Annotated in this window: 11 protein-coding genes; 7 read left to right on the top strand and 4 right to left on the bottom strand. The window is 69.6% G+C overall.

From position 1 onward, the window contains the following. Positions 1–22 precede the first annotated feature (22 nt). Complete coding sequence (locus ACLBX9_RS20295; RefSeq protein ID WP_447720218.1) at positions 23–1,492, bottom strand: serine hydrolase; 1,470 nt, start codon at positions 1,490–1,492, stop codon at positions 23–25. 294 nt (positions 1,493–1,786) lie between these two features. Here ACLBX9_RS20295 and ACLBX9_RS20290 point away from each other — a divergent pair, with 294 nt between their 5' ends. The 5 genes from ACLBX9_RS20290 to ACLBX9_RS20270 all read left to right on the top strand — a co-directional run bounded on the left by ACLBX9_RS20290 (position 1,787) and on the right by ACLBX9_RS20270 (position 7,176). Then, the gene (locus ACLBX9_RS20290; RefSeq protein WP_010685859.1) at positions 1,787–2,113 is read left to right on the top strand and encodes a phasin family protein; all 327 of its coding nucleotides are present in this window, start codon (positions 1,787–1,789) and stop codon (positions 2,111–2,113) included. A 209-nt stretch (positions 2,114–2,322) separates the two neighbouring features. Continuing rightward, a complete protein-coding gene (clpS, locus tag ACLBX9_RS20285; RefSeq protein WP_010685860.1) occupies positions 2,323–2,709 on the top strand; it encodes an ATP-dependent Clp protease adapter ClpS in 387 nt (128 codons plus the stop codon). Positions 2,710–2,746: 37 nt separating this feature from the next. Next, positions 2,747–5,230 carry an ATP-dependent Clp protease ATP-binding subunit ClpA gene (gene clpA, locus ACLBX9_RS20280; RefSeq protein ID WP_010685861.1) on the top strand — a complete coding sequence of 828 codons (2,484 nt, stop codon included), beginning with the start codon at positions 2,747–2,749 and terminating at the stop codon, positions 5,228–5,230. A 91-nt stretch (positions 5,231–5,321) separates the two neighbouring features. Continuing rightward, positions 5,322–5,606 (top strand): hypothetical protein, encoded by a 285-nt coding sequence (locus ACLBX9_RS20275; RefSeq protein WP_010685862.1) that lies wholly within the window; start codon positions 5,322–5,324, stop codon positions 5,604–5,606. Between the two features lie 253 nt (positions 5,607–5,859). Continuing rightward, the gene (locus ACLBX9_RS20270) at positions 5,860–7,176 is read left to right on the top strand and encodes a flavin monoamine oxidase family protein (RefSeq protein WP_447720217.1); all 1,317 of its coding nucleotides are present in this window, start codon (positions 5,860–5,862) and stop codon (positions 7,174–7,176) included. Here ACLBX9_RS20270 and ACLBX9_RS20265 read toward each other — a convergent pair whose 3' ends face one another. The 3 genes from ACLBX9_RS20265 to egtB are packed head-to-tail and all read right to left on the bottom strand — an operon-like array spanning position 7,177 to position 10,545. Beyond that, positions 7,177–8,241 carry an adenylate/guanylate cyclase domain-containing protein gene (locus ACLBX9_RS20265; RefSeq protein ID WP_447720216.1) on the bottom strand — a complete coding sequence of 355 codons (1,065 nt, stop codon included), beginning with the start codon at positions 8,239–8,241 and terminating at the stop codon, positions 7,177–7,179. 41 nt (positions 8,242–8,282) lie between these two features. Further along, a complete protein-coding gene (egtD, locus tag ACLBX9_RS20260; protein WP_010685865.1) occupies positions 8,283–9,257 on the bottom strand; it encodes an L-histidine N(alpha)-methyltransferase in 975 nt (324 codons plus the stop codon). A gap of 19 nt (positions 9,258–9,276) precedes the next feature. Next, positions 9,277–10,545 carry an ergothioneine biosynthesis protein EgtB gene (gene egtB, locus ACLBX9_RS20255; RefSeq protein ID WP_447720215.1) on the bottom strand — a complete coding sequence of 423 codons (1,269 nt, stop codon included), beginning with the start codon at positions 10,543–10,545 and terminating at the stop codon, positions 9,277–9,279. A 262-nt stretch (positions 10,546–10,807) separates the two neighbouring features. Here egtB and murI point away from each other — a divergent pair, with 262 nt between their 5' ends. After that, a complete protein-coding gene (gene murI / locus ACLBX9_RS20250) occupies positions 10,808–11,683 on the top strand; it encodes a glutamate racemase (RefSeq protein ID WP_447720214.1) in 876 nt (291 codons plus the stop codon). A 122-nt stretch (positions 11,684–11,805) separates the two neighbouring features. Further along, positions 11,806–12,507 (top strand): cache domain-containing protein, encoded by a 702-nt coding sequence (locus tag ACLBX9_RS20245; protein WP_010685868.1) that lies wholly within the window; start codon positions 11,806–11,808, stop codon positions 12,505–12,507. Positions 12,508–12,574 lie beyond the last annotated feature (67 nt).

The raw sequence follows: 12,574 nt of genomic DNA, 5'->3' as shown, positions 1-12,574 counted from the left end.
GCGTCGCACCATCGTGAGGTGCTCAGCTCCGGGTCGCGAAGCAGCTGAAGCCGCTGCGCTTCAGGGCCGAGCAGGCCTCCTGGGCGGAATCCTGCTCGGCGAAGCCCGAGAAGCGGGCGCGAAACAGCGTCGTGCCGCCGTGCTCGACCTTCACCGTGTAGGGGGCCGCCTTCGAGAGGGTGCTGCCGACCTTGGCGCGTGCCTCCGAGAGCATCGAGCGGGCCTTGCCCTCGTCGTCCATGGCGCCGAGCTGGATCACCCAGGCGGTGGGTATGACGCGCGCGCCGGAGACGGCCTTCGGCGGCTCGTCGCGTTCGACCGAGGCCACGCGGGCGGCCGACTTGGTCGCGCCCGGGAACGGGGCCTGGGCGCTGCCGGCGCCGGCATAGGCCTGCGCGGCCTTCGGGATGCCCTGCGGGCCGGGCTTCCAGGTGCCGCCCGGCGTCGTCGTCTTGGACGGCGCGAGATCGAGGGGTTCGCCCGTGGTGCCGGTGGTCTCGACATCCTCGTCGTCGGCGGACGCGACCTGCGTGCGGGTCCGTGAGACCGCGTCGGCGACCACCGCCGGGCGGGCGCGCTCGGCCACCTCGGTGACGGGCGCCGAGATCCGCGTGCCGGCATAGGCCCGCGGCAGGCTGGAGCGGACGAGGTCGGCCATGATCCGGTCGCGGCTCGCGCCCGACTTGCCGCCGAGCACGATCGCCACGATCTGGCGGCCCTCGGACTTCGCGGCGGTCATCAGGTTGAAGCCGGAATCGCGGGTGTAGCCGGTCTTGATCCCGTCCACGCCCTGGACGTTGCCCAGCAGGTGGTTGTGGTTGCCGATCACTCGGCCGCGGAAGGCGAAGGAGCGGGTCTGGAAGTAGCGGTAGTAGTGCGGGAACCGGTCCTGGATCGCCCGGGCCAGCACGGTCAGATCGCGGGCTGTGGTGATCTGGTCAGGATCGGGCAGGCCCGAAGCGTTGGCGTAGTGCGTCCGGCTCATGCCGAGCGCGCGGGCCTTCGCGGTCATCATCTCGGCGAAGCGCTCCTCGGAGCCGGCGATGTTCTCGCCGATGGCGCAGGCCACGTCGTTGGCCGATTTCGTCACGATCGCCTTGATGGCGTCCTCGACCGAGATGGTCTGACCCGGGCGCAGACCCAGCTTCGAGGGTGCCTGCGCGGCGGCGTGGGCCGAAATGGTCAGGTCGGAATCGAGGGCGAACTTCCCGCGCTCCATCTGCTCGAACAGCATGTAGAGCGTCATGACCTTGGTGATCGAGGCCGGGTGGCGCAGGGCGTCCTCGTTCACCGCGTGCAGGGTCTTGCCGCTCTTCACGTCGACGACCATGGCGGCGTAGGGCGGGTTGTAGCCGCCGCCGGCGCGCACGTGATGGTGATGCCGCCCGCGCCTGGCTTCCGCCGGCGAGGCGAGAGCCGTCAGGACCGCCGCGGCCGCGAGGGCGGCCGGCAGCGCGGGGATGGTCCGGGAGCGGCCTACTACGCTACGCATCACGCCTGATTGCCTCGCGAAACCGGCGCTCGCCGGTCGTGTCCCCTGCGTGAGCCCGCCTTGATCGCGTGGCCCCGCTGCATCATCGGAGAGTTAGGCAAGCGCAGTTACAGGCCCGTTAATGCCGACGCTTCGAATACCGGATCCTTGCGCTTGGGAGGCCACTTATCGGCGCCCGGGCGCGCCGGCTTGACGCTCGCTGACGCGGCGCACAAAGTCGGCGCAGATCCGCATTCGCTGGCCGTGCCGGTCGAGTATGGCCTTCAGGGCCGGCGGCGGCCTGGAGGTTGGCCCATGTCGAACGATCGCGCCTTCCCCGCATTCCCGCCCTCCGCCGGGACGCGCTTGGCGCTGCGTCGACTCGGTCACGCGACCCGGACGGCTCAGACGCTCGGCATCGAGTGGCTCGATTCCGCCAGGCAGGGGCTCGACGACCTGGCCGCTACGGCGCAGCGCCTCGCTGCGGCTCGCAACCCCGCCGAGGTCCTCGCGGTGCAGACGGCCTATCTGAGCCGCGCCGGCGAGCGTTTCACTGCGCGCGCGACGGCGGCCAACAGCCTCGTGGCGACACTGGCCGGTGATCTCATGAATCCGGTGGCGTCGCGCGGCGACCGACCCTGACCTGGGCGTCGGCGGACCTGCGCCGGACGCAAGCTTCGCGGGGCGGACAAACGCGCACAGGCGTCTGGCGAAGTCGGCTCACCGTCTGTAGATTAATGACGGTGGAGCTGAGCCCTGCCCCCGGCAGGGCCAGGGCAGGTTCGCCCGCTAGGGTCGGCGACGCCCGCTCCAATCGAGGGATCGGTTCGACGCACATGATACAGGTCCCCATGCAGGGCACCGCGATTTCGACGAGGGTTCTCCGGCCGGCGCGCAGCGCGATCACGGCGTCCGGCTCGCGCGCCCCGGGAGGCGACGACCGGTCCAACACCGCGATCATCACCCGCACGAAGCCCCGCACCAAGCGGCCGAGTCTCTACCGGGTGCTCCTCCTCAACGACGACTACACGCCGATGGAGTTCGTGGTGCTGGTGGTCGAGCGGTTCTTCAACAAGAGCCACGAGGACGCCTATCACATCATGATGCACGTGCATCAGAACGGGGTCGGAGAGTGCGGGGTCTTCACCTACGAGGTGGCGGAGACCAAGGTGACGCAGGTCATGGACTTCGCGCGCAAACACCAACATCCTCTCCAGTGCGTTATGGAAAAGAAATAGGCGCCGCTCGCGGTAGGCACCCACACAGAGGCCAGCTTTGCCAAGCTTCTCACGCAGCCTAGAACAAGCCCTCCACCGCGCTCTGGCGCTCGCCGGGGAGCGCCGTCACGAATACGCGACGCTGGAGCATCTCCTGCTCGCCCTCGTGGACGACCAGGACGCGGCCGCGGTCATGCGCGCCTGCAACGTCGAGATCGACACGCTCAAGCGCAGCCTCGTCGACTACGTCGACACCGAACTCTCCAACCTCACCGGCGACGGCCGGCAGGACGCCAAGCCCACGGCCGGGTTCCAGCGCGTGATTCAGCGCGCCGTGATCCATGTCCAGTCCTCGGGTCGCGAGGAGGTGACGGGGGCGAACGTGCTGGTGGCGATCTTCGCCGAGCGCGAGAGCCACGCCGCCTACTTCCTGCAGGAGCAGGACATGACCCGCTACGACGCGGTCAACTACATCAGCCACGGCATCGCCAAGCGGCCCGGCGCCTCCGAGTCGAAGCCGGTGCGCGGCGCCGAGGACGAAGGCGCCTCCGAGCGGCCGAGCGACGAGGGCGATCCCCGCGGCGGCGCCAAGAAGAAGGGCGACGCACTCGACGCCTACTGTGTCAACCTCAACAAGAAGGCGCGCGACGGCAAGATCGACCCGCTGATCGGCCGCGAGACCGAGGTCCAGCGCACCATCCAGGTGCTCTGCCGCCGGCAGAAGAACAACCCGCTTCTGGTCGGCGATCCCGGCGTCGGCAAGACCGCGATCGCGGAAGGGCTGGCGCGCAAGATCATCCAGCACGAGGTGCCGGAGGTTCTGGCCGACGCGACGGTCTTCTCGCTCGACATGGGCACGCTGCTCGCCGGCACCCGCTACCGGGGCGACTTCGAGGAGCGCCTGAAGCAGGTGATGAAGGAGATCGAGGCGCACCCGAACGCCATCATGTTCATCGACGAGATCCACACGGTGATCGGCGCCGGTGCGACCTCGGGCGGCGCCATGGACGCGTCGAACCTTCTCAAGCCTGCTTTGGCCTCCGGCACGCTGCGCTGCATCGGCTCGACCACCTACAAGGAGTACCGCCAGTACTTCGAGAAGGACCGGGCCCTGGTGCGCCGGTTCCAGAAGATCGACGTCAACGAGCCGTCGATCCCCGATACGATCGAGATCGTGAAGGGCCTGCGTCCGTATTTCGAGGAGTTCCACAAGCTCAAGTACACGACCGAGGCCGTGAAGGCCGCGGTGGAGCTGTCGGCGCGCTACATCAACGACCGCAAGCTGCCCGACAAGGCGATCGACGTGATCGACGAGACCGGCGCCTCGCAGATGCTGGTGCCCGAGGCGCGCCGCAAGCGCACCATCGGCATCAAGGAGATCGAGGCGACCATCGCCACGATGGCCCGGATCCCGCCGAAGACCGTCTCCAAGGACGACGCGGTGGTGCTCCAGCACCTGACCGAGAACCTGAAGCGCGTGGTCTACGGCCAGCCGAACGCGATCGAGGCCCTGACCTCGGCGATCAAGCTGGCCCGCGCCGGCCTGCGCGACCCGGACAAGCCGATCGGCTCGTACCTGTTCGCGGGCCCGACCGGCGTCGGCAAGACCGAGGCCGCCAAGCAGCTCGCCGCCTCGCTCGGCGTCGAGATGCTGCGCTTCGACATGTCGGAATACATGGAGCGCCACACGGTGAGCCGCCTGATCGGCGCGCCCCCCGGCTACGTGGGTTTCGACCAGGGCGGCCTGCTCACCGACGGGATCGACCAGCACCCGCACTGCGTGCTCCTCCTCGACGAGATCGAGAAGGCGCATCCGGACCTGTTCAACATCCTGCTGCAGGTGATGGACCACGGGAAGCTGACCGATCACAACGGCAAGCAGGTCGATTTCCGCAACGTCATCATCATCATGACCACCAATGCGGGCGCCTCGGACCTGGCCAAGTCGGCCTACGGCTTCACCCAATCGAAGCGCACGGGCGACGACGTAGAGGCGATCAACAAGCTGTTCGCGCCGGAATTCCGCAACCGTCTCGACGCGATCATCTCGTTCGGGCACCTGCCGAAGGATGTGGTCGCCAAGGTGGTCGACAAGTTCGTCCTCCAGCTCGAGGCGCAGCTCGCCGATCGCAACGTCACCATCGAGCTCTCGGACGAGGCACGGGACTGGCTGGTGGAGCACGGCTACGATGACGCGATGGGCGCGCGCCCGATGGCCCGGCTGATCCAGTCGACCATCAAGACTCCGCTCGCCGACGAGGTGCTGTTCGGCAAGCTGAAGGACGGCGGCGCGGTTCGCGTGGTGGTGCGCAAGCCGGAGGACGCCGAGGCCAAGGCCGGCGCCAAGGACAGCCTGGGCTTCGACTTTCCGGCCGGTCCGGTCACGCCCAAGCCCGAGAAGGATGTGACCAACGCCGCCAAGCGCCACAAGCGCACCAAGCCCCGCACCGCGTCACGGAAGAAGACGCCGAAGGACAACAAGGGCGGGGGCGGCTCCGGCGGCGTCAAGACCGTGCCGAAGGTGCCACTCGTGCGCGCCTAATGGTGTGCACGCCGGCCGGCGGCCTTCCGGACCAGGATCCGCCGGTCTATGACCGCCGCGACGCGAATGCGCCGCGGCGAGGAGGCGCCCGATGACTGACAACTTGCACGAGGGACCCCTGTCCCCCGTCGCGCAGCCGGCGCCCCCGAAAAAGCCGACCTGGCGCGAGGAGCGCCGCAAGCGCCGCCGTCGGCGCAAGCGCGGCGAGGAGGTCCTCTCCTGGTTTCTGGTGCCGCTGATCTGTTTCGGCGTCTACTGGGGCGTCAACGCGGGCTTCAGCTTCTTCGGGACGTCGCCGGGACAGGTCTGGGACCAGCTGATGCAGGTCAAGGCGATGATGGAGAAGCGTTCGAGCAACCCGGCCGGGCGCGGCTAGAGGATCGTCTCGAAAGGCGCCCTCAGCCCTGTCTGACGTGGCCCCTCCGACCCACGCCCTCATTCTGAGACGGGGCATAGCCGCCTTCAACGAGGGGCCGGGCCGCGCGCTCCCCGGACGGCTCCGTCGAGACCCCGCGAACTCCGATCGCGCGGCATCTCAGGACGAAGGTGTGAGCGGGACAGCCGGTCCGAGGTTGTCCCGTCGTTTACCGTGGTCCGCGGGCTCCGGGACCTGTCCGGGCGGAGGCGCCATGAACCCGGCTCGACTGAGACCGACCCGACGCTCGATCCTCGCATCTGCGGTGCTGGCGGCCCCGGCCCTGCGCGCGGCTGCGCGCGGCGGCCCGGTGGTGATCATCGGCGCCGGTGCGGCCGGCCTCGCGGCAGCCTCCGCCCTGCGGGCGGCCGGACAAAACTTCACGCTGGTCGAGGCTCGGGACCGGATCGGCGGCCGCGCCTTCACCGACAAGGCGCTCGGTCCCGACTGCCCCTTCGATGCGGGCGCCGAGTATATTCACTGGGCCGAGCACAATCCTTGGGCGCCGATCGCCCGGCAGGCAGCGGTCCGCTTTGCCCGCGAGGACGGCTGGGCGCGCAGCCTCACGATCGACGGGCGGCCGGCCACCGACGCCGAGAAGGCCAAGCGGCGCGCCGGCTTCTCCGGCCTCGACGCCCTGCTGGACCCGAAGGGCAAGGGCGACCCGTCGCTGGCGGAGGCGGCCCGCGCCGGCGGCCCCGACGCTGAGCAGGCCGCCGCGGGCTTGAGCCGGCTGTCGCTGGGCGAAGATCCGGAGCGCGTCTCGGCGGTCGATTACGATCGCCTCTGGTCCGGCAGCGACCTGTGGGTCGACGGCTACGGCGACCTCGTCGCGCGGCACTTCTCCGACGTGCCGGCAAGCCTCGGCTGCGCCGTCCGGGCGATCGACTGGTCCGGGCGGGATGTGCGGGTCGAGACGGCGCGCGGCACCCTGACGGCGGCGGCCGTCATCGTCACGGTCCCGGTCGGCGTCCTGAGGGAGGGCGCGATCCGGTTCACGCCGGGCCTCCCGAACTCCGCGCGGGCTGCGCTGGATGGGCTGCGCATGGGTGCCTACACGAAGATCGGACTTAGCCTCGACCCAGCGAAGATCGACCCGGCGGCCCTGGGCGACGCGGTCTCGGTCGCGGCCGGCGGACCGACCCTCTACCTCGAGATGGCTCCGTTCGGCCGCCCGCTGGCAGTCGCCAATCTCGGCGGCGATCTCGCCCGCGACCTCTGCCGCGCCGGAGAAGCTGCGGCGGTGGCACTCGCCACCGAACGACTCGGCGCGATCCTGGGCGACAAAGCCCGGGGCGTCGTGCTGGCCGGTCGGCTCGCCGGCTGGTGGACGGATCCGCAGGCCCGCGGGTCCTACTCGATCGTCGTGCCGGGCCACGCCGACGCCCGCGACCGGCTGCGCGAACCAGTGGGCGGACGGGTGTTCTTCGCCGGGGAGGCGCTGGCCGGCGGCGGCGCCATGACGGTCGGCGGCGCGACCCTCGACGGGGGCCGGGCCGCCCGCGACGTGCTGAAGGTGCTGGGCGCCTGATCAGCCCGTCACGGCCGCCCGGCGCGGCGCTGCCGCCGGAACCGGAACGGGCGCCCGATGCCGAACCGCGGCCACCACCAGGGCTTCCTCCCGCCCGCGCAGGGTATGGGCGCCGAGATCCTCCGCCTCGAGGTCGTCCGGCAGCTGTCCGATCCGGTCGAGGAGATCGGCCGAGACGAGGACGTGGACGCCCAGCGACTTGGACAGCGTCTCCAACCGTGCCGTGGTGTTCACGACGTCGCCGAAATACGCGATCTTGTGGCGTTCCAGTCCGATCTCGGCGGTGACGACCGGGCCGCAATGGAGCGCGGCGCGGAATTCCGGCACCTGCCCGAAGCGGCTGCGCCAACTCTCCGCCTCGGCGTTGAGCCGCGCGGCGAAATCGAAGACGCAGCGCAGGCACGCCGCGTCGCGCAGGCCCCGCTCCATCGTCCAGGTCACCAGCGCGAGGTCGCCGATATAGTCGTCGATGGAGCCGCGCGTGCGGGAGACCGGTAGGGCCAGGGCGTTGAAGACCTGCCCGAGATAGGCCTGGGCAGCGCGGTCGCCGTACCGGTCGGCGAAGCGGGTCGAGCCGGTGACGTCGAGGAAGAGGAAGATGCGCTCCTCGCTGATCGGCCGGTGGTAGCGGCCGATCAGCAGGTTGGCGAACACGCCCGGTCCGATCAGGTCGCGGACGCGGAAGACGAAAACCACGATGGCCGAGATGCCGAGCGCGTAGAGCAGACCCGTATCCGTCATCAGCATCGCGTTGCGCTCGCTGTACATGAAGCGGAACAGGCGGTTCAGGACGGTGCTGGCGATTGCGTTGCCGATGACGATCATCGCGATGTAGATCGCCACGGTGGCGAGCAGGAACAGCGGCGTCGCGAGGCCTCGGATCCGCTCCCGCAGGCGCGGGAGCAGGAGACGGCGCTCGTAGAGCATGATCGGCGTGCCGATGATGGCGCCACGGATCGCCGCGCCCGTGAGCGGGCCGACCTCGAAGATCGCTCCGTACATCAGGCCGGCCAGGGCCCCGAGCGTCGGCGCGACGAGAAAGAACCATGGGGGCCTGAAACGCATCGACGCGTCCTCTATGGCGGCCCCCCGGTCGCCGGCGCTCCTCAGTCCAGCCGCAGGGCGTGGACCGAGAACAGCGCGTCCGGATCAGTCCACACCGTAAGCCATGTCCAGCCGGCCCGTTCCGCCAATTCCCGGAAGGTCGTCGGCGTATATTTGTAGCTGCTCTCCGTGTGGATCGTCTCGCCCGCCGCGAAGGTGAAGGTGTCGGAACCGACGCGCACCGCCTGCGCATCCCGGGCGACGAGATGCATCTCGATCCGCGATGCCTGCGGGTTGAACACGGCGCGGTGAGCGAAGGCATCGAGGTTGAAGCGCCCGGCGAGTTCCCGGTTGATCCGGGTCAGGAGGTTGCGATTGAACGCCGCCGTCACACCCGCGGCATCGTCGTAGGCCGTCTCAAGGGTCGCAGAGTCCTTCACGAGGTCGACGCCCACGATCATGTGGGCGCCCTGCCCCAGGATCCGGCCGAAGCGGCGCAACAAGTCCTCGGCCTCGGACGGCTCGAAGTTGCCGATCGTCGAGCCCGGGAAGAAGCCCGCCCGCGGCAGTCCGTCCAGGCTCTCCGGCAGCACGAAGTCCCGGGTGAAATCCGCCGCCACCGGCTCCACGCGCAGGTGCGGGAAGTCGGCGCTGAGAACGTCCGCCTGCGCGCGCAGGAACTCGCCGGAGACGTCCACCGGAACATAGGCGGCGAGCGTGTCGAGGTGCCGGAGCAGGCAGCGGAGCTTCACGGTCGAGCCGCTGCCGAATTCCACCAGGGCCGCCTGAGCCGGCAGCAGCGCCGCGATCTCCGGACCGATCCGGTCCAGGATGCCGATCTCGGTGCGGGTCGGGTAGTATTCCGGCAGGCGGGTTATGGCCTCGAACAGGTCCGAGCCGGCGGTGTCGTAGAAGTACTTGGGCGAGAGCGCCTTCTGCGGCCGGGACAGGCCCTCCCGGACATCGGCCAGGAAGGCGAGTTCGGCCGTTTCCAGCGCGATCGGGGTCGCGTCGGGGAATGCGGGCTTGATGGTCAAGGAGGCCTCCGGGGGCGCGTCAGGCGGCGTCGGCCAGACGCAGGCCCGTGAACTGCCAGCGCTGGTGCGGATAGAAAAAGTTGCGGTAGGGCAGCCGGGCATGGCCCGCGGGCGTCGCGACCGACGAGCCGCGCAGCACGAACTGGTTGGCCATGAACTTGCCGTTGTACTCGCCGAGGGCCCCCGGCAGCGGCCGGTAGCCGGGATACGGCAGGTAGGCGCTGCGGGTCCATTGCCACACGAGTCCGAAGGCGTCGGGCAACTGGCCGTCCCGGGCCGCGACCTCCCACTCGAACTCAGTCGGCAGGAAGCGTCCCGACCAGCGGGCAAACGCATCGGCCTCGTAGTAGCTGACATGCGTGACCGGAGCGTCAAGGTCCACGGGGCGCAGGCCGCCCAGCGTCATGGTCGCCCAGCCGCCGTCGGACCGGCGCCAGTAGCCGGGCGCCTCCCAGCCCTCGCCGGGGCCGGCATACCAGCCGTCGGACAGCCACAACTCGGCCTTGGCATAGCCGCCGTCCTCCATGAAGGCGAGCCACTGCCGGTTGGTCACCAGCGCCCGGTCGATCCGTCCGGCCGGGATGAGAGCCTCGTGGCGTGGCGACTCGTTGTCGAACGAGAAGCCCTCCCCGTCGTGCCCGATCCACGCGATGGCCCGGTCGAGGCGACGCTGGCCGGAGAGAGCCTCCGGTGCCGGGAAACGCCACGCGGGATCGTAGGCGGGATTCAGCGGGTTCTGCGCGAAGGCGTGCAGGATATCGGTGAGGAGAAGTTCTTGGTGCTGCTGCTCGTGGTAGAGCCCGATCTCCAGGATCGGCAGCACCGCCTCCAGCGCCCCGTCGGACGCCTGACCGAGCAGGGTCTCCACCGCCCGGTCCACATGCGCGCGGTAGGCGGTGACCTCCGCCATGGTCGGGCGCGTGATCAGGCCCCGCTGGATGCGCGGTTGCCGCGGGCCGGCGGCCACATAGTACGAGTTGAACAGGTAGTGCAGCCGCTCGTCGTAGATCGCGTAGCCTGGCAGATGCTCGCGGAGCAGGAATTGCTCGAAGAACCACGTCACATGCGCCCGGTGCCACTTGGTCGGGCTCGCATCGGCCATGGACTGGACCTGCTGGTCCTCCGCGGAAAGCGGTGCAGCGCGGCGCTCGGTCTCGCCGCGCACCTGTCGGAAGGCGGCGATCCAGGCAGTCCGGTCGATCGGGCGGGCCGACACCGCGGGGGGCGGGAAGGCTGTCGCCTCCTGCTCGCACCCTTCCTCCGGGCGCAGTGCGGCCGTCGCTGCCATGAGATTCATCCCTGTTTTCGGCCCCAGCCCGGAAGCATTTCCCTGTCCAGGGTTGGTGCGCAGAAGATATGTCCTGCTTGAGCTTCGACAACCTCCGTCGGGTCAGCCGCTCCCCCGACCCGTCCGGCGTCATCTTCGCGCCGGCGCCGCGTCGGTTAACCGGAACTGTTGGGGATGGCGCGTCTTTCTCTCGCCGCAGTGAGGCCACCTTAACCCTCGCCGTCGAGATTTTGGGCCGCTCTTCGTGGAGTCCGGGGTTCTCATGCGGATCGATCTGATGGCCGGGGCCAGCCACTCCGCCGCCGCGCTGCATGTCGCAGCCGAGCCGACCATCCTGGTGTTCGATTCCGGCCTCGGCGGACTCACCGTCCTCGAGGCTGTGCGCCGCGCCCGTCCGGATGCCCGCTACGTCTATGTCGGTGACGATGCGGCCTTCCCGTATGGCCGCCTCGGCGAGGCCACCCTCGTCGCCCGCGTCCTCGCCGTGATGGAGCGTCTGGTCGCGACGCACAGGCCGGACCTCGTGGTCATCGCCTGCAACACTGCCTCGACCCTCGTCCTTCCGGCCCTGCGTCAGCGCTTCACCACGCCCTTCGTCGGCGTCGTGCCGCCGATCAAGCCTGCGGCGGCGGCGACGCGCTCGCGGGTCGTCTCGCTCCTGGCCACGCCCGGGACGGTGGCACGCTCCTACACGCAGGATCTCATTGCCACCTACGCGGGCGCCTGCACGGTGACCCGGGTCGGCTCGCAGAACCTCGCGGGTTACGCGGAGGCCGAACTCGCCGGCGCACCCGTGGACGATGCCGCCCTGGCGGCCGAGATCGCCCCCTGCTTCGTGACCGAACCGGATGGGCGGCGCACCGACGTGGTCTGCCTCGCCTGCACGCACTACCCCCTTCTGCTGCCGCGCCTTGAAGCCCTGGCTCCGTGGCCGGTGACCTGGATCGATCCGGCACCGGCGATCGCCCGGCGCGTCGTGCAGCTGATTGGGCCACTTCCGCGCGAGGCCGGTCGGCACGGCTCGGCGCTCGGCGCGTTTACCGCGGGTAGCTGTCTCAACGCCCCGTTGCGGGCCGCCCTGGCGGCCCGTGGGATCGGCGAAGTGGGCGTCGAAGCGATTCCGCTGCCGCTGCAGTAGCGATTCGGCGGTGCGGATGCCGCTGAAGATCTGGCGAAAACTGTCTTCAGCGCTTGCCAATCGGGCAAGTGCAGTTTCTGATGGTCCCGATTCGGCGAATGTTCTGCATTCGAGAGGGGCCGATGACCCTGAAAGCTTCGATGCTCGCGGCCGTGCTGGTCCTCGCGATGTCACCGATCTCGCCGGCTCTGGCGTGCGGTGACGGCGAGGCGCCGACTTCCTGCGACGATCCGAGCCCGAACGGACTCGCTTCCTGGATGCTCGGCCGGGTCGAGCGGGCCCTGAAGGCCGACAAGGCGCAGGCGCTTCGCGACTTCACTGACGGCGCGCGCGGATTTCGGACCGCCGACACCTACGTGTTCTGTGTCGGGCCCGACGGCGTGATGAGCGCCCACCCGAACCCGATCCTCAGGGGACACGACGTGCGGGACCTGCACGACAGGACCGGCAACTATTTCATCCGGACGATGATGGGGTCCGCCGTGCCGGGCCAGATTTCGGTGATCCGCTACCTGTTTCCCAAGCCCGGCAGCACGGTGGAGGAGCCAAAGACCACGTACTACACCAAGGCTGGTGGCCAGACCTGTGGGGTCGGCGTCTACGACGCCGATGTGGTCGCACCGGCCGCCGCGACCGCGGACGCGCGGGTGGCCCAGCTTCGGAAACGGCTCGACGGAGAGATCCCGGACAGCGCCCGCGCGGACTGGACGGCCTTCCTGGAAGCACTGAATGCGCAGGGCGACGAGAAGGCGACGGCGATCGCGCAGGCGCGCCGCGATCTGAAGGCGGCCGCGTCCGCATTGGATCAGGCCGCGGTGAAGTGACCGGCGCGCCCGACCGGCATCGGTGACGGCGGCCGCGATCGCATGTCCCGATCGTGCGGTCCGCTAT

The sequence above is a fragment of the Methylobacterium sp. A49B genome, from assembly GCF_053346215.1.
Note: the sequence above shows the minus strand (reverse complement) of the source record. Positions and strands in the feature narration are given on the sequence as shown.

Bases quoted from the DNA above. Each gene is read 5' to 3' on its own strand.
- ACLBX9_RS20295 (WP_447720218.1), bottom strand. From the start codon at position 1,492: ATGCGTAGCGTAGTAGGCCGCTCCCGGACCATCCCCGCGCTGCCGGCC.
- ACLBX9_RS20290 (WP_010685859.1), top strand. From the start codon at position 1,787: ATGTCGAACGATCGCGCCTTCCCCGCATTCCCGCCCTCCGCCGGGACG.
- clpS (WP_010685860.1), top strand. From the start codon at position 2,323: ATGCAGGGCACCGCGATTTCGACGAGGGTTCTCCGGCCGGCGCGCAGC.
- ACLBX9_RS20275 (WP_010685862.1), top strand. From the start codon at position 5,322: ATGACTGACAACTTGCACGAGGGACCCCTGTCCCCCGTCGCGCAGCCG.
- ACLBX9_RS20270 (WP_447720217.1), top strand. From the start codon at position 5,860: ATGAACCCGGCTCGACTGAGACCGACCCGACGCTCGATCCTCGCATCT.
- ACLBX9_RS20265 (WP_447720216.1), bottom strand. From the start codon at position 8,241: ATGCGTTTCAGGCCCCCATGGTTCTTTCTCGTCGCGCCGACGCTCGGG.
- egtB (WP_447720215.1), bottom strand. From the start codon at position 10,545: ATGGCAGCGACGGCCGCACTGCGCCCGGAGGAAGGGTGCGAGCAGGAG.
- murI (WP_447720214.1), top strand. From the start codon at position 10,808: ATGCGGATCGATCTGATGGCCGGGGCCAGCCACTCCGCCGCCGCGCTG.
- ACLBX9_RS20245 (WP_010685868.1), top strand. From the start codon at position 11,806: ATGACCCTGAAAGCTTCGATGCTCGCGGCCGTGCTGGTCCTCGCGATG.